At 66.7% G+C, this 23,300-nt stretch carries 19 protein-coding genes; 14 read left to right on the top strand and 5 right to left on the bottom strand.

The window, feature by feature from the left end:
- Positions 1–180: 180 nt before the first annotated feature.
- Complete coding sequence (locus BMY25_RS01635; RefSeq protein ID WP_238858088.1) at positions 181–1,662, top strand: cytochrome c family protein; 1,482 nt, start codon at positions 181–183, stop codon at positions 1,660–1,662.
- Entirely contained in the window at positions 1,659–3,467 is a 1,809-nt protein-coding gene (locus BMY25_RS01640) for a CRTAC1 family protein (protein ID WP_092494837.1), read from the top strand. Before BMY25_RS01635 ends, BMY25_RS01640 begins: the two co-directional genes overlap by 4 nt.
- A 55-nt stretch (positions 3,468–3,522) precedes the next feature.
- On the opposite strand, the gene BMY25_RS01645 is transcribed toward BMY25_RS01640, so the two are convergent.
- Complete coding sequence (locus tag BMY25_RS01645; protein WP_092494838.1) at positions 3,523–4,692, bottom strand: zinc-dependent alcohol dehydrogenase; 1,170 nt, start codon at positions 4,690–4,692, stop codon at positions 3,523–3,525.
- A 513-nt stretch (positions 4,693–5,205) separates the two neighbouring features.
- Here BMY25_RS01645 and BMY25_RS01650 point away from each other — a divergent pair.
- Together BMY25_RS01650 and BMY25_RS01655 are read left to right on the top strand one after the other, a co-directional pair.
- Positions 5,206–6,339: a type III PLP-dependent enzyme gene (locus tag BMY25_RS01650; protein WP_092494839.1), complete on the top strand. Its 1,134-nt coding sequence runs from the start codon at positions 5,206–5,208 to the stop codon at positions 6,337–6,339.
- A gap of 239 nt (positions 6,340–6,578) precedes the next feature.
- Entirely contained in the window at positions 6,579–8,390 is a 1,812-nt protein-coding gene (locus BMY25_RS01655) for an ABC transporter ATP-binding protein (RefSeq protein ID WP_092494840.1), read from the top strand.
- Here the strand turns inward: BMY25_RS01655 and cydC are convergent.
- Both cydC and cydD read right to left on the bottom strand, forming a co-directional pair.
- Complete coding sequence (cydC, locus tag BMY25_RS01660; protein ID WP_092494841.1) at positions 8,387–10,045, bottom strand: thiol reductant ABC exporter subunit CydC; 1,659 nt, start codon at positions 10,043–10,045, stop codon at positions 8,387–8,389. The two genes, BMY25_RS01655 and cydC, sit on opposite strands and share 4 nt — an antisense overlap.
- A complete protein-coding gene (cydD, locus tag BMY25_RS01665; RefSeq protein ID WP_092494842.1) occupies positions 10,042–11,841 on the bottom strand; it encodes a thiol reductant ABC exporter subunit CydD in 1,800 nt (599 codons plus the stop codon). Before cydD ends, cydC begins: the two co-directional genes overlap by 4 nt.
- A 134-nt stretch (positions 11,842–11,975) precedes the next feature.
- Between cydD and BMY25_RS01670 the strand changes: the two genes are divergently transcribed.
- Genes BMY25_RS01670 through hemN form a run of 4 tightly spaced genes read left to right on the top strand, consistent with a single transcriptional unit; the run spans position 11,976 to position 16,247 of the window.
- Positions 11,976–13,565, top strand: coding sequence for a cytochrome ubiquinol oxidase subunit I (locus BMY25_RS01670; RefSeq protein ID WP_092494843.1), 1,590 nt, complete (start codon positions 11,976–11,978; stop codon positions 13,563–13,565).
- Positions 13,566–13,591: 26 nt separating this feature from the next.
- Positions 13,592–14,743: a cytochrome d ubiquinol oxidase subunit II gene (cydB, locus tag BMY25_RS01675; protein ID WP_238858133.1), complete on the top strand. Its 1,152-nt coding sequence runs from the start codon at positions 13,592–13,594 to the stop codon at positions 14,741–14,743.
- 29 nt (positions 14,744–14,772) lie between these two features.
- A complete protein-coding gene (gene cydX, locus BMY25_RS01680; RefSeq protein WP_092494845.1) occupies positions 14,773–14,910 on the top strand; it encodes a cytochrome bd-I oxidase subunit CydX in 138 nt (45 codons plus the stop codon).
- Entirely contained in the window at positions 14,907–16,247 is a 1,341-nt protein-coding gene (gene hemN / locus BMY25_RS01685; protein WP_092494846.1) for an oxygen-independent coproporphyrinogen III oxidase, read from the top strand. The genes cydX and hemN overlap by 4 nt, the downstream gene beginning before the upstream one ends.
- Before the next feature lie 82 nt (positions 16,248–16,329).
- Here the strand turns inward: hemN and BMY25_RS01690 are convergent, their stop codons facing one another.
- On the bottom strand, positions 16,330–17,646 hold the full coding sequence (locus BMY25_RS01690) for an alpha/beta fold hydrolase (RefSeq protein WP_238858089.1): 1,317 nt from the start codon (positions 17,644–17,646) through the stop codon (positions 16,330–16,332).
- Between BMY25_RS01690 and BMY25_RS01695 the strand changes: the two genes are divergently transcribed.
- Positions 17,645–18,211, top strand: coding sequence for a TetR/AcrR family transcriptional regulator (locus tag BMY25_RS01695; RefSeq protein WP_177176653.1), 567 nt, complete (start codon positions 17,645–17,647; stop codon positions 18,209–18,211). The two genes, BMY25_RS01690 and BMY25_RS01695, sit on opposite strands and share 2 nt — an antisense overlap.
- Before the next feature lie 165 nt (positions 18,212–18,376).
- On the opposite strand, the gene BMY25_RS01700 is transcribed toward BMY25_RS01695, so the two are convergent.
- Positions 18,377–19,054 (bottom strand): helix-turn-helix domain-containing protein, encoded by a 678-nt coding sequence (locus tag BMY25_RS01700; RefSeq protein WP_092494849.1) that lies wholly within the window; start codon positions 19,052–19,054, stop codon positions 18,377–18,379.
- Between the two features lie 186 nt (positions 19,055–19,240).
- Between BMY25_RS01700 and BMY25_RS01705 the strand changes: the two genes are divergently transcribed.
- From BMY25_RS01705 to BMY25_RS01725, 5 genes are all read left to right on the top strand, one after another.
- Positions 19,241–20,821 (top strand): sensor histidine kinase, encoded by a 1,581-nt coding sequence (locus BMY25_RS01705; protein WP_092494850.1) that lies wholly within the window; start codon positions 19,241–19,243, stop codon positions 20,819–20,821.
- Positions 20,811–21,428 carry a response regulator FixJ gene (fixJ, locus tag BMY25_RS01710; RefSeq protein ID WP_092494851.1) on the top strand — a complete coding sequence of 206 codons (618 nt, stop codon included), beginning with the start codon at positions 20,811–20,813 and terminating at the stop codon, positions 21,426–21,428. The genes BMY25_RS01705 and fixJ overlap by 11 nt, the downstream gene beginning before the upstream one ends.
- Positions 21,429–21,521: 93 nt before the next feature.
- Complete coding sequence (locus BMY25_RS01715) at positions 21,522–21,950, top strand: response regulator (RefSeq protein WP_092494852.1); 429 nt, start codon at positions 21,522–21,524, stop codon at positions 21,948–21,950.
- Positions 21,951–22,104: 154 nt separating this feature from the next.
- Positions 22,105–22,890 (top strand): formate dehydrogenase accessory sulfurtransferase FdhD, encoded by a 786-nt coding sequence (gene fdhD / locus BMY25_RS01720; protein WP_092494853.1) that lies wholly within the window; start codon positions 22,105–22,107, stop codon positions 22,888–22,890.
- Between the two features lie 151 nt (positions 22,891–23,041).
- Positions 23,042–23,293, top strand: coding sequence for a hypothetical protein (locus BMY25_RS01725; RefSeq protein ID WP_092494854.1), 252 nt, complete (start codon positions 23,042–23,044; stop codon positions 23,291–23,293).
- The last annotated feature ends 7 nt before the right edge of the window (positions 23,294–23,300 follow it).

A 23,300-nucleotide genomic window follows, 5' to 3' on the forward strand; every position in this document is an offset into this window, starting at 1 on the left:
ACCTAGGCGAGCGGCGTGCGCCTGTCGACCTGCTGAAAGGCGCGGCAGGGTTGCGCAGAAGTCGCATCGGCACGGGCGACGCAGACGATCCTCGCCGTTCTTCTTCCATTTCCTTCGATTTTCGAAGTAAATAGGTTCAAGGGACGGAAACGAGTGGCCGTAAGGCCTGAGGGGAAAGCCATGTATGTGGCTCGATTTGTCGCAGCGGCTTTGGGGCTGCTGGCGATCGGAGCGGCGCATGCCGCCGATACGGGAGCGCCCGCCAACGGGGCACCGGTGAAGGCCGGGACGGAAACGGTCCTTCCGGCAACGACGCCGCCCTGGAGCGAGCGGGTGCTCGTCCAGCATATCGACTTCGACGCCTTCGCCGGATCGCTCGACGCAGAGCGCATGAACGAACTGGCGGCGCTGGGGCTGAAGCTCTTCACCGCGAAGTTCACGCTGGCCGATGGGGCGGGGCGGCCGCTTTCCACGCAGGCGATCGTGCCGACCAACCGCAAGCGCCCGGTGGCGGACCTCTTCTCGCGCACGGCCGGCATGGACGCCAACGCCTGCTCGTCCTGCCACAACGATCCGGCCCCCGGCGGCGCCGGCGACTTTACGCAGAACGTCTTCGTCTCCGAGGGCTTCGACACACCGGATTTCGACTCTCTCGACCCGCAATTCTCCAACGAGCGCGGCACCAAGGCGATGAACGGCTCCGGCCTCGTGGAGCTTCTGGCGCGCGAGATGACGGCCGATCTCCAGGCGGAGCGGAAGGCGGCGCTGCACGAGGCGCGAGCGAGCGGCACGCCGGTGAAGGCGGGCCTGCACAGCAAGGGCGTCGATTTCGGCACGCTCACCGCCAATCCCGACGGCACGGTCGATCTTGCCGAACTGGACGGCGTCGACACCGACCTGATCATCCGCCCCTTCAGCCAGAAGGGCGTCTTCAACTCCATCCGCCAGTTCACGATCAATGCGCTGAACCAGCATCACGGCATGCAGGCGACGGAACGCTTCGGCAAGCGCTGGACCGGCACTGACGATTTCGACGGTGACGGCTTCAAGGACGAGATCTCGCCGGGCGACGTCTCGGCGCTGGTGGCGTTCCAGGCGACGATGAAGATGCCGAGTGTGCGCGCCGACCTGCCGCGGGAGTGGCAGGACGCAGCGGCGACCGGCGCCGCGAACTTCACCAGGATGGGCTGCGCGGCATGCCACCGCCCGGCGCTGCCCCTGAAGAGCCTTTCCTTCGCCGACCCCGGCCCGATCGACGCGGCGGGCACGCTGCGCAATGGCGAGGTGAAGCAGGGGATCTCCTTCGATCTCGGCCAGACCGAGTGGGGCAAGTCGCTGAAGCGCGACGCCGACGGCAACTATCTCGTGCCGCTCTTCGGCGACCTGAAACGCCACGTCGTGGCGGACGCGCAGGTGGCGGCGCTCGGCAACGAACTGCTCGGACAGCGGTTCGTGGAGCGCGACGTGTTCCTGACGGCCGAGCTCTGGGGCGTCGCCTCGACCGCGCCCTACGGGCACCGCGGCGACAAGACGACGATGGACGAGGTGATCCGCGCCCATGGCGGCGAGGCACGCGGCGCTCGCGATGCCTATGTCGACGGGTCCGATGCCGACCGCCAGTCCATCATTGCCTATCTCAAGACGCGGGTGATCGAGAAATGAGCCGCTTTCTCTCGCTGATGCTCGCGGCTTTCATAGCGATCGCGCCCCTCGGCATCGCGCGCGCCGACGACGCGCCGCCGGTGCCGACCTCCGACATTCCCGACATGCACGAGGAGGCGAAGGCGGCGGGGATCGACCAGACCTATGACGGGCCGTGGGAGTTCTTCGTCGGCGGCGGCGTCGCGGCGCTGGATTGCAACGGCGACGGCAAGCCGGACCTCTTCATCGCCGGTGGCAAGAACCCCGCGAAGCTGCTCATCAACACATCCACCGTGGGCGGCCCGCTCTCCTTCAAGGAGAAGGTGCTGGACCTGCCGGCGCAGGATCTCGTCAATGTCACCGGAGCGTACGCGCTCGATATCGATGGTGACGGGCATCTCGATCTGGCGGTGCTGCGCGTCGGGCGCAACCTGCTCCTGAAGGGCGGCAAGGACTGTTCCTTCGAGGTGGCGAACCGCGCCTGGAACTTCGACGGCGGCCGCGCCTGGACGACCTCCTTCGCCGCGACCTGGGAGAAGGGCAACAGGTTCCCGACGCTGGCCTTCGGCAATTACGTCGACCGCTCCGCGCCGGGCTCGCCATGGGGCACCTGCAGCGACAACGACCTGTTCCGGCCGCAGGCGGCCTCCACTCCGGCTTCGGCGGCGGGCGGCGCGGCTCCGGCGAGCGCGCCGCCCGCCGTGCCGGACAGCGCGTCCGACAAGCCCGATTACGGCGAGCGAACGGTGCTGACCCCCGGCTATTGCGCGTTGTCGATGATCTTCACCGACTGGGACCATTCCGGCGAGCCGGCGCTGCGCATCGCCAACGACCGGCAATATTACCGGGGTGGCGAGGAGCAGATGTGGAAGGTCTCGCCCGGCCAGCCACCGCGCCTCTACACCACCGCCGATGGCTGGCAGAAGGTGATGATCTGGGGCATGGGCATCGCGGAGGCCGATCTCGACGCCGATGGCTACCCGGAATACGCCATCACCTCGATGGGCGACACCAAGCTGCAGACGCTGGACAAGGACGCCGAGGAGGATCGGCCCGTCTACCGCGACGAGGCGTGGGAAAAGCACGCGACGGCACACCGGCCCTATACCGGCGGCGATTATCGCCCCTCGACGGGCTGGCATTCCGAATTCGGCGACGTGAACAACGATTCGCTGCTGGACCTCTTCATCGCCAAGGGCAACGTGGAGGAAATGCCGGATTTCGCCTCCTACGATCCGGACAATCTGCTGCTTGGCCAATGGGACGGCACCTTTGCCGAATCCGGCGACAAGGCCGGCATCGCGCTCCACACCAAGGGGCGGGGCGGCGCGCTGGTGGATCTCAACCTCGACGGCAATCTCGATCTCGTGGTGGTCAATCGCGGCCAGCCCGTTTCCGTCTTCCGCAATCTCGGAGCCAGGACGGACTGGGGCCACAAGCCGCTCGGCAACTGGATGGAAGTGAAGCTGCGCGAGAAGGGCGGCAATCCCGATGCGGTCGGCGCGCGCATCGCGGTGAAGATCGGCACGCGCACGCTGGTTCGCACGGTGCAGGTCGGCGGCGGCCACGCCTCCGGCCATGCCGGCTTCGTGCATGTCGGTCTCGGCACGGCGGAACGCGCGGAAGTGCGCGTGCAATGGCCGGACGGGGAATGGAGCCACCCCTACCGCGTTTTCTACGACCAGTTCGTCACCATCGAGCGGGGGACGCCGCAGGCCGGCTACTGGTATCCCGACGATGACGGCGAGAGCGCGGCAGCGACACCGCCGGAGAAGGCGGCGCTGGCCACCCGTCCGGCCGCGCCCACGCAGAGCGCCGCAAAGTAAAAGCCCCGGCGCGGGGCCGGGGCTTGGGTATCGACGTCGCGAAGGGGGGTTGCGATCAGGGCGTCATGACCACCTTGATGCAGCCGTCCTTCTTGTCGCGGAAGGTATGATAGAGGTCGGGACCGTCCTCCAGCTTGGCGCGGTGGGTGATGACGAAGGACGGGTCGATCTGCCCGTCCAGCACCCGGTGCATCAGATCGTCGATATAGCGGTTCACGTGCGTCTGCCCGGTGCGGATGGTGAGGCCCTTGTTCATGGCCGCGCCGAAGGGGATCTTGTCGAGGAGCCCGCCATAGACGCCCGGCACCGAGACGATGCCCGCGGGCCGGCAGGCCATGATCGCCTCGCGCAGAACATGCGGCCGGTCGGTGCCCAGCATCGCGGCCGCCTTGGCCTTGTCGATGACCGCGTCGATGGAGCCGCCCGCATGGGCTTCCATGCCGACGGAATCGATGCACTTTTCCGGCCCGTGGCCGTGCGTCATCTGGTTCAGGCGCTCCAGGACGTTTTCCTGCGACGAATCGATGGTCTCCGCGCCGGCTGCTCGCGCCATGGCGAGGCGTTCCGGCACCAGGTCGATGGCGATCACGCGCTCCGCGCCGAGCAGGATGGCGCTCTTGATGCAGAACTGGCCGACCGGACCGCAGCCCCAGACGGCGACCGTGTCGGTGGGCTCGATCTCGCAGTTCTTGGCGGCCATCCAGCCGGTCGGGAAGATATCGGTCAGGAACAGGAGCTGCTCGTCCGGCACCCCGTCCGGAGCCTTCACGGGCGCCACGTCGGCGAAGGGTACGCGCACATATTCCGCCTGCCCTCCGGCATAGCCGCCGGTCAGGTGGGAATAGCCGAAGAGGCCGGCGGCCTGATGGCCGAACATCTTCTTCGCCATTTCGCCGTTGCGGTTGCTGCGCTCGCAGACGGAGAAGTTGCCGCGTTTGCACTGGTAGCATTCGCCGCAGCAGATGGTGAAGGGGACGACGATCTTGTCGCCGACCTTGAACTTCTTGTGGTCGCGCCCGACATCCACGACCTCGCCCATGAATTCGTGGCCGAGCACGTCGCCGCTTTCCATGGTGGGGATGTAGCCGTCCATGAGATGCAGGTCGGAGCCGCAGATCGCGCAGCTCGTGACCTTGATGATGACGTCGCGCCCGTCCTCGATCTGCGGGTCGGGAACGGTGTCGTAGCGGATGTCGCCTTTGCCGTGCCAGCACAGTGCCTTCATGTGGATCTCCGGGGTTTGGCGGCCCGTTCGCCGTCGTTTTCGGAACCTTCGTCGGGGGGAGGGGTTCCGAGCCCGGCGCCCGAATTTGGTTCGCCGGAAAAGCGCGTCGTTCACGGTTTGAGGAACGCTGAAAAAGACTATTGATTGTGAAGGGCGAAGCACCTAAATCCGCCCTTGCCCAAATTCGCACGTGCCTGTGGTCCCCGGTTCCGATCGGCAGACTTAAAGCAACGACGGTGGCGGGCTTTTTTAGTCTCAGTCGGCCCGTCCAAAGGTCGGCGACACTGAAGAGGCACACCTTCTTTGCCGGACGTGCGGACGGGGAACTCCCCTTCCAAGCGATGGCCTTCCCAGACGGGTCCCAACCCGGTTGGCAGGCCTTTCGGCGCGAACCCATTCGGTCCCAGGACCGGTTGGGGGGATCCAGGGATGCTGGCACCCGTCTCCATCGCGGGCTGGCATCGGCGCAGGACTCCCTTGGCTGTAACCGCTTTGAATGACGGGAGATCACCCATGATCACCGACCGTATACGCTCGTTCCTCGATGAGCGACGACCCGAAGGCCCTTGCCTCGTCGTCGACCGTGACGTCGTGCGCCGCAATTACGATGCGCTCCACCATGCGCTGCCGGACAGCCGTATCTTCTACGCTGTGAAGGCGAATCCCGCGCCCGAGATCCTTTCGCTCCTGGCCGAGCTCGGCTCCTCCTTCGACACCGCCTCGGTGGCCGAAGTGCAGATGGCCATTGCCGCCGGAGCAACGCCGGATCGCATTTCCTTCGGCAACACGATCAAGAAGGAACGCGACATCGCGCGCGCCTTCGAGCTCGGCATCGGCCTCTACGCCGTCGACAGCTTCGAGGAAGTGGAAAAGGTGGCCCGTGCCGCTCCCGGCGCGCGCGTCTTCTGCCGCATCCTGACGGATGGCGAAGGGGCCGAATGGCCGCTCAGCCGCAAGTTCGGCTGCGAGCCCTCCATGGCGGTCGATGTGCTGACCCATGCCCATACGCTGGGCCTGAAGGCGCACGGCGTTTCCTTCCACGTGGGCTCGCAGCAGACGAACCCCGGCGCCTGGGACCGTGCGCTGGCCAGCGCCGCGGAGATCTTCCGCGACTGCGCCGAGCGCGGCATGACGCTGGGCATGGTCAATCTCGGCGGCGGGTTCCCGACGCGCTACCTCAAGGACGTGCCGGCGGCGGAAGCCTACGGGCAGGCGATCTTCGATTCGCTGCGCGCCCATTTCGGCAACCGTATCCCGGAAACCATCATCGAGCCCGGCCGTGGCATGGTCGGCGATGCCGGCGTGCTGAAGGCCGAAGTGGTACTGGTGTCGAAGAAGTCGCCGACCGACGAGATCCGCTGGGTCTATCTGGACGTAGGCAAGTTCGGCGGCCTGGCCGAGACCATGGACGAGGCCATCCGCTATCCGATCCGCACGGAGCGGGACGGCACGGAGACCGCGCCCTGCGTGCTCGCCGGCCCGACCTGCGACAGCGCCGACGTGCTCTACGAGAAGAAGCCCTACGACCTGCCGATCTCGCTTACGATCGGCGACGAAGTGCTGATCGAGTGCACCGGCGCCTACACCACGACCTATGCGTCGGTGGCCTTCAACGGCTTCGAGCCGCTCGCCTCCTACGTCATCTGAACGCCATCTGATCACCATGGCCGGCGGCGCGAGCCGCCGGTCGGGGCCGGGGCGGATCTTCTGCCCGCCCCCCCAGGCGCGTCCCTGCGGCTTGACGCCGCCAACCATGCCCGCCACCGTGCGGCTGCGACGCGCTCTCTCAATTTCAACAACGGACGAGCAAGACCACGAGACCTTCCGAACAGATTGCCGCCGACCGGGCCGCCTCGGGCCAGTCGGAGACTTCCTTCTCCAAACGCATGGGCAGCCTCGCCCACCTGCCGCGCTTCTTCGCGCAGGTCTGGCGCACCAGCCCCTCGCTCACCCTTTCCTCCATCGTCCTTCGCCTCATGCGGGCGCTGCAGCCGCCGCTGGCGCTCTATGTCGGCAAGCTGATCATCGACGAGATCGTGCGCCAGACGCATGTGGCCTCTCCCGGTCCAAGCTTCTCCGACTGGCTTTCCAGCGGGCGGCTGACGCATCTGGCCCAGCTGCTGCTCTTCGAACTCGCCCTCGTCGTCGCCTCCGACGTGCTGGCGCGGGCGGTGTCTTTCGTGGACGGCGTTTTGTCGGAGCTTCACACCAACATCGTCAGCACCGAGCTGATGCACCACGCGGCGAGCCTCGACCTCAAGCATTTCGAATCCAGCGAGTATCAGGACCGCCTGGAGCGCGCGCGACGGCAGGCGGCGGGCCGGAGCGGCCTCCTCAGCCAGCTCTTCGGGCAGGCGCAGGACATCGTGACGGTGGCCGTGCTGGTCGCCGGGCTCGTCAGCTATGCGCCCGTGCTGATGATCATCCTGCTTATCGCGCTGGCGCCGGCCGTCATGGGCGAGGCGCATTTCAACGCCGAAAGCTACCGCCTCTCGCGCGCCAAGACGCCGGAACGCCGCGAGCTGGAATATCTCCGCTACATCGGCGCCAGCGCCGAGACGGCCAAGGAGATCAAGCTCTTCGGCCTCGGCGGCTTCCTCGCCGCACGCTTCCGGCGCCGCGCCGACGAGATCTTCATCCTCAATCGCAGCCTGGCGCTCCGGCGCAATCTCTGGGGCGGGCTCTTCGCCTCGATCGGCACGCTCACCTATTACGTGGGTTATGCCGTGATCGCATGGCGCACGGTGACCGGGCAGTTTTCCGTCGGCGATCTCACCTTCCTGGCGGGCTCGTTCCTGCGCCTGCACGGGCTTTTCCAGAACCTTCTCGTCGGCTTCACGCAGGTCGCCGGGCAGACCATGTTTCTCGACGACCTCTTCTCCTTCTTCGACGTCACGCCCAGCATTCTGTCGCCGGCAAAGGCGCGGCCGTTTCCTTCGCCGATCCGGCAGGGCATTGCGTTCGAGAATGTCGGCTTCCGCTATCCCGATACGGATCGCTGGGCCGTGCGAGGGCTGAACTTCCGGCTCGGGGCAGGGGAGACGGTGGCGCTGGTCGGCGAGAACGGCGCGGGCAAGACCACGATCGTGAAGCTGCTCACCCGTCTCTACGACCCCGACGAAGGCCGCATCCTCGTGGACGGTGTGGATCTCCGCGGTTTCGCGCTGGAGGATCTTCGCGCCCATATCGGCGTGATCTTCCAGGATTTCGTCCGCTACAATTTCAATGCGGGCGAGAACATCGCGGTCGGCCGGGTGGAAGCCGCCGACGACCAGCCCCGCATCGTCAGTGCGGCGGAGCGGAGCCTTGCAGATGCCGTGATCGAGAAGCTGCCGATGGGCTATGAGCAGCCGCTCGGCAAGCGCTTCGTCAACGGCCGCGATCTCTCCGGCGGCGAGTGGCAGAAGGTGGCGATCGCGCGCGGCTACATGCGCGACGCCGATCTCCTGATCCTCGACGAGCCGACGGCGGCGCTGGACGCTCGCTCCGAGGCGGACGTGTTCGAGCGGTTCAAGGCGCTCAGCCACGGCAAGACGGCGGTGCTGATCTCGCACCGCTTTTCCACCGTGCGCATGGCGGATCGCATCCTCGTGCTGGAAGGCGGTCGCGTGCTGGAAGCGGGCAGCCATGCCGACCTCCTCTCCGCGCGGGGCCGCTACGCCGAGCTCTTCGAGCTACAGGCCTCCGGCTACCGCTAGGTTGCCCCGGTTTCCCCCGCGAAGGGGGCGATCACCCGCTGCACCATGCCGGGCTTCAGCCGGGCGTGGGTGACGAGGATCATGGTCCGCCCCCGCGCCACGCCGGCGAGATCGGAAAGGAAAGCCTCTTCCGTGTCCGAGTCGAGCCCGCTGGTCGGCTCGTCCAGCACGAGAACCGGGGCCGGGCGAAGCAGCGCGCGGGCAAGGCAGAGGCGGCGGGCCTGCCCGGCCGAGAGCGTCATCCCTGCTTCCCCGATCCACGTATCGAGCCCGCGCGGCAGGGACGCGATGAAGTCGCCAAGGCGGGCTTCCTCCAGCGCGTGCCGCATCGCCGTCTCATCCGCCCGCGCGCCGCCGATCCGCAGATTGTCGCGGATGGTGCCGAGAAAAACCGGCGTTTCCTGGCTGAGCCATGCGATGCGGGCGTGAAGATCGGCCTGCGCCGCGTCGCGGATGTCGCAGCCGCCGAAGCGCACCGCGCCGGCCTGCACGTCATCGAGGCGGAGAAGCAGGTTGAGAATCGTCGACTTGCCTGCGCCGCTCGGACCGACGATCGCCACCCGCTCGCCGGGCATGATGCGCAGGGAAAAGTCGCGCAGGACCGGCCGCTTCGGATCGTAGCCGAAGGTGACGCGGTCGAACGTGATCGCACCGGTTTCCTGCAGCGGAACGGGTGCCGCTCGGTCGCGAATGTCAGGCTCGCTGCCGGCGAGGTCCTTCAGCCGGCGCGCGGCGGCGGAGGCCGCGCCGAGCCGGCCGGCGCCGCGCATGATCGGGCCGGTCGCCTCGAAGACGGCGAGGCTGCCGAGCAGGATGCCGGCCAGCACCGGCCCGCTGATCGTCGCGGCTTCCAGCGCGCCGAGCCCCACCCAGAGCTGCCCGAGGAGACAGAGGCCGGCAAGCGCCTGCACGATGGCGGTGCCGGTCGCGGAGATGCGGACCTGCCCGGCTTTGGCCCGACCCATGCGCGCCGTCGTGGAGCCGAACCGGGCCTTCGCGGCTGCGATGCCGGAAAAGGCGAGGAGGTCGGCCTGCCCCTCGATGCTGTCCAGGATCGCGGTCCGCATGTCGGATGCGGCGGCCACGAGATTACCGCCGGGCTTGCGGCTGGCGGCGATCACCAGCGCCGGCACGACCAGCGCGGCGGCGGTGGCGGTGCCGGCAAGGATCAGCGCGGCTGCCGGTAGCACGATCCAGGTCGTCGCGACGACAAGCCCCCCGGCCAGCAGCACGGTCGCGATCGGCGCGATGGCATAGAGGAAGACGGTGTCCAGCGCTTCCACGTCGCCGGTCACGCGGGAGACGACGTCTCCGCCGCGCAGGCGGCGAAGCCGCGAACCGGCCAGCGGGATCATGCGCGAGAAGGTCCAGACGCGCAGGTCCGACAACAGCGCCAGGGTGGCGTTATGGCCGGTCAGCCGCTCGCCGTAGCGGGCGAGGATGCGGACGAACGAGAAGCCGCGCACCAGCGAGGAGGGGCCGAACAGGTTGAACGCCATGCCGGCGGGCGTCAGTGCCGTCGCGGTGATGAACCAGCCTGACGTGCCGAGGAGCGCGACGCCGGCGAGCAGCGTCACCACGGAAAGGAAGAGGGCGAGGAGAAGGCCGCCGGCGCGCCGTGCGAAGAAGCCTCGAAAATAGAACAGCGAGCTCATGCGGCCTTCTCCCGTGCGACGACGCGGTCGTGCAGTCCGCTGTAGGGGCGGTCGTGGGGGATGATCGTGGCGGAAGGGGCAGGCGAGAGCCGTCCGTCCGCGATACGCAGGACCCGGTCCATGAGGGCCGCCACGGCGGGCGAATGCGTGACCACGAGAAGGGTTCGTCCTTCGGCGAAGCTTTCGATGCCCCGGAGCACGCGCGCTTCGGTTTCCTCGTCCAGATGCGCGGTCGGCTCGTCGAGCAGGATCAAGCCGGGGTCGGTAAGGAACAGGCGGGCCAGCCCGACCCGCTGCGCCTCCCCGCCGGAGAGGCCGAAGCCGCGCTCGCCGACAGGCGTGTCGAGGCCGAGCGGCAGGCGCTCGGCGAATTCCCCGACGCAGGCGAGCCGCGCCGCTTCCCGGACCTCCGCATCCCCGGCTGCAGGATGGCCCAGACGGATATTGTCGGCGATCGTGCCGTGGAAGAGATGCGGCCGCTGGCCGACAAAGACCATGGGCCGAAGCGGGGTTTTCGCATCGCCGTCGTGCTCTCCGGTCGTCACCTCGCCGGTGAAGGTGCGCATGCCCGCCAGCGCCTCCAGCAGCGTGGATTTCCCGATCCCGCTCTCGCCGACGATCGCGACATGCTCGCCGGCTTCCAGCGCGAGGACGGCGCCATCGAGGATCGCGGCATCCTCGCCGGACTTGGTGACGCGGAGTGTCGCCCGGAGCGGTAGCGCCCTTTTGGCGGGAAGGGTTTCGGCTGTCGGGATGGCCGAGGTGGTCGCCAGTTCCGGCAGTCCGTCGAAGGCGGCGGCGAGCTCGGCCACGGCCGCGTTGGCGGCGGCGCGGTCGTGATAATGGGCGGCGAGCTGGCGCAGCGGCATATAGACCTCCGGCGCCATCAAAAGGCAGAAAAGGCCGGTTCTCAGCGTCAGCGACAGGCCGAAGACATGGAGGTAGCCCAGGTAGGTCAAGCCGACATAGAGGGCGACCCCGGCGACGCCCAGCGCTGCGAAGAACTCCAGAACGGCGGAGGACAGGAAGGCGATGCGGAGCACGGCGAGCGTGCGCTTGCGGATCTCCTCGCTGGTGGCGTGGACGAGAGCGACCTCGGCGTCGGCGCGGCCGTAGAGCTTCAGCGTGAGGAGACCGCGCAGTCGGTCGGCGAAGAAGCCGGACAGCCGGGCGAAGGCCTGCATCTGCTGGCGGCTCGCCGTCTCCGCGCCCCAGCCGACCAGCGCCATGAAGACGGGGATGAGCGGCGCGGTGAAGAGGAAGATGAGGCCGACGATCGGCGCGACCGGCAGGACGAGGATGGCGAAGGCGAGGGGCAGGAGGACGGCTGCAATAATCGCCGGCATGTAATGGGCGAAGAAGCCGTCGACGGCTTCCACCTGCTCGACCATCGCGCTGGCCAGCGCCCCGGAGGCGCGCTGCCGGGTCCATTCCGGCTTCTCGTTCATGACGCGGGAAAAAAGCGCCTCGCGGATCGTCGCCTTGATCTTTTCCGCCGCGCGGCTGCCGGCGCCTTCGCCGATGCGGGACAGGACGGCACGGGCGGCGACCAGCCCGGCAATGCAAAGGATCGGTGCAAGCAGTGTTTCGCGCGCGGCGTGGCCGACGACCGCGCGGTCGAGCACGCTGGAAAGCAGCCATGCCTGCGCCACGAGAAGGGCGCCGGCGACGAGCGGGCAAAGGATGGCGACCGTGACGGCGCCGCGTGCCGAGGCGCTCAGCCCCCGCATCCAGGCCCGCTCACCCGGGGAAAGCTTCAGTCCCGACCTCGCCGGATTGTGTTCGATCGCGCTCATAAGCTCTCCACCATCGGTGGGGCTTGTCGCCGGAGAATCCCTCTTTTTCATTGATATCGATCAAAGCGGCACCTTCCTTGGACGGATAGGGAAGCCTCGAAGCCGGTTCGTCCTGCCGGTTAGAGGCTACACCGATGATCAATCTCGACGTGGTGGACCTGTCGCGGCTGCAATTTGCTGCCACCGCGCTGTACCACTTCCTTTTCGTGCCGCTGACGCTCGGCCTGTCCTTCATGATGGGCATCATGGAAAGCGTCTATGTGCTGACGGGCCGCGAGGTCTGGCGGCGCATGACGTTGTTCTGGGGCACCCTGTTCGGCATCAACTTCGCCATGGGCGTCGCCACCGGCATCGTCATGGAATTCCAGTTCGGCACCAACTGGTCCTATTACAGCCATTACGTCGGCGACATCTTCGGCGCGCCGCTCGCCATCGAGGGCCTGATGGCCTTCTTCCTGGAAGCGACCTTCATCGGGCTCTTCTTCTTCGGCTGGGATCGTCTCTCAAGGCCCGGCCATCTCGTCGTGACCTGGCTCGTGGCGCTGGGCGCGAACTTCTCCGCGCTCTGGATCCTGATCGCCAACGGCTGGATGCAGAACCCGGTCGGCGCGACCTTCAATCCCGACACGATGCGCATGGAGGTCCAGGACTTCACCGCCGTGATCTTCAATCCGGTCGCGCAGGCGAAGTTCGTCCACACCGTCAGCGCCGGCTACGTCACGGGCGCCATGTTCGTGATTTCCATCAGCGCGCTGTTCCTGCTGGGCCGTCGCCACGTGGAACTCGCCAAGCGCTCCATGGCGGTCGCCGCCGCCTTCGGTCTCGCCTCCGCGCTCTCCGTCGTCGTCCTGGGCGACGAAAGCGGCTACATGGCCACCGAGCACCAGAAGATGAAGCTCGCCGCCATGGAAGCCATGTGGCACACCGAAGACGCTCCGGCGAGCTTCAACCTCTTCGCGGTTCCCGGCACGGCGGCGCAGAAGAACACCTACGAACTTCGTGTTCCCTACGTGCTCGGCCTGATCTCCACCCGTTCGCTGTCCACGCAGGTTCCGGGCATCGTGGAGCTGGTCGATCTCGCCAAGACGCGCATCCGCGACGGCATCGTCGCCTACGACGCGCTGCAGAAGGTCAAGGCCGACCCGAAGGATACCGCTTCCCGGCAGGTGCTGCAGGCGCATTGGCGCGACCTCGGCTACGCCCTGCTCCTGAAGCGCTATCGTGAGGACGTGGTCAACGCCACCGACGCCGACATCGCCAAGGCGGCGGCCGACACCGTGCCGAATGTTCCGACGCTGTTCTGGACCTTCCGCATCATGGTCGCCTGCGGCTTCTACTTCATCGCGTTCTTCGCGCTGTGGTTCTGGAAGGCGAGCCGGCACGTCCTGGAGAACAACCGGGCGCTGCTCTGGATCACGCTGTTCAGCCTGCCGCTGCCCTGGGTCGCCATCGAATCGGGCTGGATCATCGCCGAGTTCGGCCGCCAGCCCTGGATCATCGAAGGCGTGCTGCCGACCTTCTACGCGGCTTCCGGCCTGACGCTCACCGATCTCTCCATCAGCCTCGGCTTCTTCCTGCTGCTCTACACCGCCCTGCTGATCGTCGAGATCTTCCTGATGGTGAAGGTCATCAAGCAGGGTCCTACCGACAAGACCCTCATCTCCGAAGGCCTGACCGGCGGCGCGTTCGTGCCGGAAGGTGCTGCCGCGGACCTCAATCGCTGATCCCAGCCACTGGATCTGGAAATCTCATCATGGATCACATTCCTATCGACTACCCGACCCTCCGGGTCATCTGGTGGCTGCTCCTCGGCATCCTGCTGATCGGCTACGCCATCATGGACGGGTTCGACCTCGGCGTCGGCGCCCTCCTGCCTTTCGTCGCCCGCAATGACAGCGAGCGGCGGGTGGTGATCAACACGATCGGCCCCGTCTGGGAAGGCAACCAGGTGTGGCTCGTTCTCGGCGGCGGCGCGATCTTCGCCGCCTGGCCGCCGCTCTACGCCGTCTCGTTCTCCGGCTTCTATCTCGCCATGATCCTGATCCTGCTGGCGCTCATCCTGCGCCCGGTCGGCTTCAAGTTCCGCGGCAAGGTGGAGAACCGCGCATGGCGCGAGATCTGGGACTGGTGCCTGTTCATCGGCGGCTTCGTGCCAGCGGTCGTGCTGGGCGTGGCGGTCGGCAACGTGCTCCTCGGCGCGCCCTTCGCTATCGACGACAATATGCGGCCCTCCTACAACGGCAACTTCTTCCAGCTGCTCTCGCCCTTCGCGGTGCTCTGCGGCCTGGTCAGCCTCTGCATGCTCGTGACCCACGGCGCGGCGATGCTGAACATGAAGACGGAAGGCCCCGTCGCCGCCCGGTCCCGCCTCTATGGCCGCTATGCGGCTCTGGGCACGGTCGTGCTCTTCGCGCTCGCCGGTCTCTGGGTCGCCTTCGCGCTGAAGGGCTATACCGTCACCAGCACGCAGGACATGGCCGGTCCCTCCAACGTCCACTTCAAGCAGGTCACCACCGAAACCGGCGCCTGGATCGGCAATTACGGCCGTCATCCCTGGATGATCGTCGCCCCGGTGCTGGGCTTCCTGGGGTCGCTGGCTTCCTTCGTCCTCCTGTCGGGACGGCGCTCGGTGCTGGCGTTCCTCTGCTCCGCGGTCGCGATCCTCGGCGTCATCTCCACGGCGGGCCTGTCGCTCTTCCCCTTCCTGCTGCCCTCCTCGATCGATCCGCAGGCGAGCCTCACGGTGTGGGACGCTTCCTCCAGCCACACGACACTCTGGATCATGCTGTTGGCGACCTGCTTCTTCCTGCCGATCATCCTGCTCTACACCGCGTTCGTGTACCGCGTGATGCGCGGCACGGTCACCGCCGACAGCCTCGGCCGCAACCCCAACGCCTACTGAGCCCCGCTCACTGAAAGGGAGACATCTCCATGTGGTACTTTTCCTGGATCCTCGGCGTCGGGCTTGCCTCGTCCTTCGCGGTCCTGAATGCGCTCTGGTTCGAGCTGCGGGACGATCGGCGCATGCAGGACGCGACCCGCGATCTGCGGGAGGATTCGGTCCTGTGAGCGAACTCGATCTCGTCCGCCGCTACGGCACCCGCCAGGTTCCCCGTTACACGTCCTATCCCACGGCCGTCGAGTTCTCGGCGTCGGTGGGGGCGGCGGAGCACCAGGCCTGGCTCGGCAACCTGCAGGCCGGGCAGAAGGTGTCGATCTACCTTCACGTGCCCTACTGCCGGGAGCTCTGCCATTATTGCGGCTGCCACACCAAGCTGGTGCACCGCGAGGATATGGTGTCCGCCTACGGGCAGGCGCTGCGGACCGAGATCGAGATGACGGCGCGCTTCATTCCGGAAGGCGTGACGATCGCGCGGCTCCATTGGGGTGGCGGCACGCCGACCATCCTGGGAGGCAGGGACATGGCGGCGGTTGTCGCCACCCTTGCCCGGCACTTCACCTTCGACGGCGGCACCGAGCACGCCGTCGAACTGGATCCGCGCCGCCTCGGCGCGGATCTCGCCCGCCAGCTGGCCGACCTCGGCGTCAACCGGGCCAGCCTCGGCGTGCAGGATCTCGACGCGCGCGTGCAGGAGGCGATCGGCCGCGTGCAGCCGCTGGAAGTGGTCGCCCAGGCGGCGGCCGACCTTCGCCAAGCCGGTATCGAACGCCTCAACCTCGACCTGATCTACGGCCTGCCGCACCAGACGTCGGACTCGATCAGCGAGACCGCCCGCCAGGCGATCGGCCTCGATCCGAGCAGGATCGCCTGCTACGGCTATGCCCACCTGCCGAGCCTCAAGGCGCATCAGCGCCTGATCGACGAAACGGCGCTGCCGGGTCCCGACGAGCGCTTCCTGCAGTCGCGCACGATTGCGGAAAGCTTTGCGCAAGCGGGTTTCCAGGCGATCGGCATCGACCATTTCGCCCGCGCCGACGACAGCCTCGCCGTCGCCGCTCGCGAAGGCCGTCTGCACCGCAATTTTCAGGGCTATACGGACGACGACCTGCCGGTGCTGATCGGCTTCGGCGCCTCGTCCATCTCCTCGCTGGCCGATGGCTACGTCCAGAACATCTCCGACGTCATGGCCTATCGCCGCGAACTGATGGCCGGCCGCCTGCCGACCGCGCGTGGTTACCGCCTCGACGAGGACGACCGCCGCCGCGCGGGCATGATCGAGCGGCTGATGTGCGACTTCCGGCTGGAGGCGCGCGGCGAGGCTGAACAGCTTCTGCTGCGCGACGCCGCGCCGGTGCTGGCGCCGCTGGAAGCCGACGGCCTCATCGTCACCGACGAGGATACGATCACCGTGACGGATCGGGGCCGTCCCTTCGTCCGCCTCGCCGCCGTCGCCTTCGACGCCTATCGCCAGGGCGCAGCCATGCGCTTCAGCCGCGCGGTGTAAGAGGCTTCAGTTCAGGGGAAAAAGCCCGGCTTCGGCCGGGCTTTCGTCTTTGTGGGAGAAGGAGCGTCCGCAACCGGGATCGTCACCTGCCCAGGAAGAAGCTCTCAAGCGCGTTCGTAAATTCGACAGGCTTGTCGAGGTTGACCACGTGAGTGGCGTCGACCTTCAGATATTTGCCCTTGTGCAGGAGCGACATGGCCCGGTCGGCCTCTTCCTTGCTCATGGCGCCGTTCAGCGTGCCGTCCGGAAGCTGCGAGGTGTTCGCCTGCATCAGCAGCACCGGGCAGGTGATCGTCTTCAGCGCCTCGGCGTGGTCGAAGCCCTTGTTCCAGGTGCCGTCGTAAAAGGCCGCGCCGAAGCGGGGATCGTACCGATCGAGCCCCCGCAGCAGCATCCGCACCGTGTCGTTCTTCACCACGCCGATTTCGACAGGCTTGCCCGGATTGGCTCTCCGATAGGCTTTCACCGCCTGCGTCAGGATGAACGGCGTTCCGGGGCCGATGTTCTTTCGGAAGAACGGCGCGTTGCCGTGGGTCCAATACAGCAGGAAGTCATCCGGATGGTCCTGAGTTGCCGCCGCATAGCTCGTCCTGAAGGCGCGGTCCGCAATGGTTTGCTTGATGCGCGGGTATTCCGCCGAAAACAACGGCGGATCTTCCAGCAGTGCCGCCTTGATCAGCTTGGGTCGGTGGGCCGCCAGCCACGTAGCCAGCAATCCTCCGGAAGAGTTGCCGGTGACAAAGACCGGGCGACCGATGTGCTTCTCGATGAAATCACCGAGATCGGCTCCGATCTGATTGGCCGTCATCGGATAGTCCGCCGGAGTGATCGTCTGGCCGTGGCCCGGATAATCGATGTCGTAGACGTGGAACGACTTCGCGAGCTCCGGCAGGACCCGGCTGTAGCTGAACCAGTCCAGAAGCTGAGCATGAAGCAGGACGAGCGGCGGCCCGTTGTCCGGTCCCTCGACATAGCTGAGCGTGATCCGGTTCACGCGAACGCTCTTCTGAACGTAGCCGGCGGCCTGCACTTTGGCATGGTAAGGGTCGACATAGGCTCCGACGGCCGCAAGTGGCCCCGCAATCGCGGCTGTCGTGGCGAGAGCGGCGAGCCCAAGGAACAACCCGCCGACGATGCCTCTTCTTTTCCACCGGGCCTTCGGGTGCCGTTCGCGGTGTCTCAGCTGTTGCGGAAATTGGCTGCGGTTGTCGGTCATACTGCCTCGATCGATCAGGTGAGGAGCCGCCCATGGTGCCAGCGGCTGCTGAACCGAATATGTTGAGCAAAGCTCAGTTTTCGTACTCGCTTTTGCCGCCCCGGAGCCAGTCACCATGCCAGACGACCAACCGGCTGCTACAACACGGAAAAATCCGACGCAGAATCGCGCGAAGCAGACCATGGAGACCATCCTGGAAGCGACGGCTCAGATTCTGAGCGAGCATGGCAGCGAAAGGCTGACGACGAATTTCCTCGCGAGGAAGGCGGGCTTCTCTGTCGGTACGATCTATCAGTACTTCCCGAACCGGGAGGCCATCGTGTTGGCCTTGATCGCCCGGCAGCGCGAGGAAGTTGGCCGGCGTATCCGATCGGCGCTCGAGAATGATCAGAAGCGGACGGCGGAGGAAAAGATCGGGCAGATCGTCCACGTCTTGCACGAAGCCTTCAACGTGCATCGCATGCCGCACCGTCGTCTGGTACAGGCCCTGATGCGCGTGGCCGCGGCGCAAGGTCTGCCCAGTCCACCCCATATCGCCGCGCAAGCCATCATCGAGGTCTGGAGGGAGGCTGGAGAGGACGCGGCGCAACCGCCCAACGAGAGCGAAGCGTTCGTTCTGAGCCGATCGGTGATCGAGGTGTTACGACAGGCCACGCTGGAATCGTCGCCGCTTCTCGGCACCGCTGAATTCGAGCAGGCGATATTGCGGCTTGTCCTTGGCTTTCTTCGAGAAGCCGGGGCGGGCTGACCTCGCATGAGGCCGCCGACCGGGTCCGACGGAACGTCGAGATGCAGGGACCACGCCAGCGAACCGGACCGGTCGAACTTCGATGCCTCGAGAGAAACTCGGGCGATGTCGCGAACGGCGGCGACCGCCGGCTTCAGGAAGCGTCGGCTTTGAACCTAGACGGCCTCAGGAATCCAGCCGGTGCAGTGCCTTGCGGTCGCGCAGGACGACCTGGCGGGAGGAGGGGAGCTGGATCGTGCCGCTCTTCTCCAGCTGGGTCAGCATGCGGGACACGGTCTCGATGGTGAGGCCGAGATAGTCGGCGATGTCCTGCCGGCACATCGGCAGTTCCAGCGTTTCCTCGCAGGAAAGCCGCTCCGCCATTTCCAGAAGGAAGTGGGCGAGCTTCTCCTGCGCGTTCTTGCGGGCGAGCAGCAGCATGTGGGACTGGGCGCGCTGCAGGTCGCGCAGGGTTTCCGCCCAAAGGCCGCCGGCCGCGGACGGTTCGCGCTCCATCAGGCCGAACAGCGAAGAGCGCTTGATCACGAGGATCGTGCTGTCGCCGATGGCTTCGGCGGAGAAGCGGTGCTCGCCGCCCATTTCCAGGCCGAAGATGTCGCCCGGCAGGTGAAAGCCGGCAATGTGGCGGCGGCCGTCGCGAAGCAGGGTGCAGGAGCGGACGGCGCCGCTGACCACCACGTAGATATAGTCCGCGGCTTCGTTCTCGCCGAAGATCTCTGAGTTGCGCTCATAGTGCATACGAGCGCCGGCCATGGAGAGATAGGTGTTGAGGTCGCCGGGAGCCTGGGGTGCGCGAGCGAGCGGAGCGCCGATGGCTTCATCGTTCAGGAATTGTCTCAGCACCGGTCCGGTCCTTCATGGAGTTGACGAAGATCAAATAACTTCACCGCCGGCCGTCCGACATTCGGGAAATCTCCCTACGTAGAATCCCGTAGGTCGCCCGCGCCTGCATGCCGGGACATCGGAAGGTCGTTGCTTTATGTCTGTCGTCGCCGCCGGAAGAGGCTGGCGGCGGGTACGGGAACCTCGATGATCGATCTGCCTGCCGGGACGGAAAACAGGGGCGCATCGCACGCCGCCAGGACGGCGCGGCGCTATGCGGTCGCGGTGCTGGCGCTGACGGCGGCCTTTCTCGCGCGCATCCTGCTGACGCCGTTTCTGCAGGACCATTCCGCCTACATGCTGTTTATCCCGGCCGTCATGGTGGCGGCGGCCTTTGCCGGCTTCGGCCCGGCGATCGCCGCGACGCTTGCCGGACTGGTGCTGGGCTTCGACGTGACCAACGGCGTTGTCACGGTCACGCAGGCCGCCGTGTCGAGCGCCGTCATCTTCTTGCTGATCGGCTTCGGCATCGCCTGGTTCGGCGACAGGATCCATCGCAACCGGCAGACGGCCGCCGAGATCAATGCCGACCTGAAAGCCCGCGAGGCGCACCTGCAATCGATCCTCGACACCATCCCCGACGCGATGGTGGTGATCGACGAGGGCGGCAACATGCAGTCCTTCTCCAGCGCGGCGGAACGGCTCTTCGGCTACCGGGCGGAGGAGGTCATCGGCAAGAACGTCCGCATGCTGATGCCGTCGCCCGACCGCGAGGGGCATGACAACTATCTCACCCGATATCGCCGGACGGGCGAGCGGCGCATCATCGGCACCGGGCGGGTCGTGGTGGGCGAGCGGCGCGATGGCTCGACCTTCCCGATGGAACTGGCCGTCGGCGAGATGAAGTCCAGCAACCGCCGCTTCTTTACCGGCTTCGTGCGCGACCTGACGGAGCGGCAGCAGACGGAAGCGCGCCTGCAGGAACTCCAGAGCGAACTCGTCCACATGGCGCGCCTGACCGCCATGGGAGAGATGGCCTCCACGCTGGCGCACGAACTGAACCAGCCGCTTTCCGCCATCGCCAATTACCTCAAGGGCCTTCAGCGGCTCTTGAAGGGCGGCAGCCAGGATATCGCGCGCCTGCAGGATCCTGTGGAGAAGGCGGCCGAACAGGCACTGCGGGCCGGGCAGATCATCCGCCGCCTACGCGATTTCGTGCAGCGCGGGGAAAGCGAGCGGCAGGTGGAAAGCTGCACGAAGCTCGTGCAGGAGGCGAGCGCGCTGGCGCTGGTCGGCGCCAAGGAACACGACGTGCGGGTGCGCTTCCGCCTTCATTCCCCCGTCGATCTGGTGCTCGCAGACCGCGTTCAGGTCCAGCAGGTGCTGCTGAACCTTATCCGCAACGGCATGGACGCCATGGAGGAGAGCGACATACGCGAACTCGTCATTTCCACCGAACTCGTGCAGAACGATATGGTGGAAATCAGCGTGGCCGATACGGGATCGGGAATCAGCGAAGAGATGAAGACGCAGCTATTTCAGCCATTCGTCACGACGAAGCGGTCGGGGATGGGGGTGGGGCTCTCCATTTCGCGCACCATCATCGAGGCGCATGGCGGACAGATCTGGGCCGAGCCGAATGGCGCGCGCGGCACGATTTTCCATGTCACGCTGCAGGCGATCCTCGACGACGCCATGACCGATGGCGCGACAGGCGACGGGGCGACAAGTCACGGGACCCTGAACCACGGGACCTCGAGCCACGGGGCGCCGACCCATGGCGAGTGATCCGCAAATCCACGTCATCGACGATGACGAGGCAGTTCGCGATTCCATCGCCTTCCTTTTGGAAACGGCCGATCTGCCGGTGAAGACGCATGAGAGCGCCAAGGCTTTCCTGGCGAGCCCCGCTTCGCTGCGGGCGGATTGCATCATCACCGATGTCCGCATGCCCGGCATCACCGGCATCGATCTCCTGCGCAAGCTGCGCGAACAGGGCGTGGGAGCCCCGGTCATCGTCATTACCGGCCACGCCGACGTGCCGCTGGCGGTGGAGGCGATGAAGCTCGGCGCGGCGGATTTCCTGGAAAAGCCCTTCGACGACGAGGCCTTCCTCGCCTCGGTGAAGCGCTGCCTGAACCAGCGCAGCGAGGGTTCGCGCAACGAAGCGGAACGGCTGGACTTGCAGGAAAAGCTTTCCGGCCTGTCGCAGCGCGAGCATCAGGTGCTGCTCGGGCTGGTTGCGGGTCATCCCAACAAGACCATCGCCTACGATCTCGGCATCAGCCCGCGGACGGTGGAGGTCTACCGCGCCAACGTCATGTCGAAGATGCGCGCTTCCAGCCTTTCCGACCTCGTCCGTATGGCGATGGTGGTGGACGCCGCCCGCCTCTGACGAGCATCCCTGTTTGAGCTGGATCAAAGTCCGATGCTTCCGATCCTGCGATAAGGGCCTCTGCTCGGACAGTCCCGGGTGCAGAGGCGCGTCATGGCAGAGATAGGCGGCGAAGCGAACGGGATCGGCAGGGTGCTGGTGGTCGACGACGACCAGGCCGTGTTGAGTTCGCTGAAATTCGCGCTGGAACTGGAGGGCTTCACCGTCCAGACCTACGCCTCGGGCACGGAAGTGCTAGGCGATGCGCTGCTGCCGGGCGCCGGCTGTCTGGTCATCGACTACAATCTTCTCGAAATGAACGGCCTCGACCTTCTGGACGATCTGCGAAGGCGGCACGTCGAACTCCCGGCGATCCTGATCACCACCCATCCGAACCGCGCCTTGCGCGCCCGCGCGGCCGGCGCCTCGGTGCCGATCGTGGAAAAGCCGCTGCTGGGAAACGCCCTGACCGTGGCGATCCGGGCAGCACTCGCCGATCCTCGCGGGCCGGGCCTCGGCATGGACGCGCCGACCACGCATTGACGACGTTTCCGTCGCGGGTCTCGCCCTTGGCCTCACCCACCGCTTGAGCTTGGCGGGCGAGAGCTTATTCTATCCAGCGATGCTCGCTTCCAAACCCGCCGCACCCGCTCCACAGAACCCCGATCCCCTCGAGGTTCCGCAAGTCCACGATCCCGTGCGGGTAGTGCGGCGCGATCTTTGGCGCGATGGCGTGTCGACGCCCGGCGAGCGCGGCATTCCCGAAGAAACCGCCACGGCGCTCACCTACAACGCGGCGAGCTTCGCGGTGATGATGGCGACGCCGCGCGATCTTGAGGATTTCGCGCTGGGCTTCAGCCTGACGGAGAAGGTCGTCGGCGATGCCGGCGAGATCGAGGCGCTGGACATCGTGGAAAGCGAAGCGGGCGTTGAACTCCGCATGTGGGTGCCGCTGCAAACGGAGCAGCGGCTTTCCGCTCGCCGCCGTCAGTTGGCCGGGCCTACCGGCTGTGGTCTCTGCGGCATCGACAGCCTGATGGAGGCGGTGCGCGCGCCGCCGCGCGTGGAAAGCACCGCGACCTTCACCTCCGGCGACATCGCGGCCGGACTGGACGCGCTGGCCTCCGGCCAGGCGCTGCACCGCGAAACGCGCGCGGTGCACGGCGCGGCGTTCTGGCGACCGGGGAGGGGCCTCGTCGCCATCCGCGAGGATGTCGGCCGGCACAATGCGCTGGACAAGCTCGTCGGCGCGCTGGCGCGGAGCGGGGAGCACGCCGGCGAGGGACTTCTCGTGATGACCAGCCGCGTTTCGGTGGAGCTGGTGCAGAAGGCGGCGGTGCTGGGCGCGCCCGTGATGGTCGCCGTTTCCGCGCCGACCGCGCTGGCCGTGCGCACGGCGGAAGCCGCAGGGATCACGCTTGTCGCGTCCGCCCGGGGCGGCAGCTTCGAGGTTTTCACGCACCCGGGCCGTCTCTCGGCCTGACCGGGCCTGCCCGCTCGCCGGTCTGGTACGTTCTGCCGCATCTTTCGGCGGAACCAGAGCCCGCTGGCTGAATTGGCCATCGACCAGCTTCGTTCCAGAAACGCGAACGCGCGCGGCGTCGCTGGCTGTCGAGGGAGGGTCGGACAGGCTCATGCGAGAGATGACGGGCATCATCACCGTGGTTCAGGAAGGCCGCTTCCGGCTGGTGGCGGACGACGGCCGGTCCACGCTGTTCGTGCTGTCGCCGAGCGCCCGGCTCGAGCCGCAGGACCTTACCGGCCTCCAGCAGGCAGAGCGGCGCGTCACCGTGCGCTACCGCGACGACCGGGGCCGCATCGCCGGTCTAGCCCACGACATCGTTCCTCCGAGATCCGGACCCACGAGATCACAGGCCGCCGCCTGATGGTCGG

The organism is Faunimonas pinastri (assembly GCF_900110915.1).
In the GTDB taxonomy this organism is placed as follows: Bacteria; Pseudomonadota; Alphaproteobacteria; order Rhizobiales; family Afifellaceae; genus Faunimonas; species Faunimonas pinastri.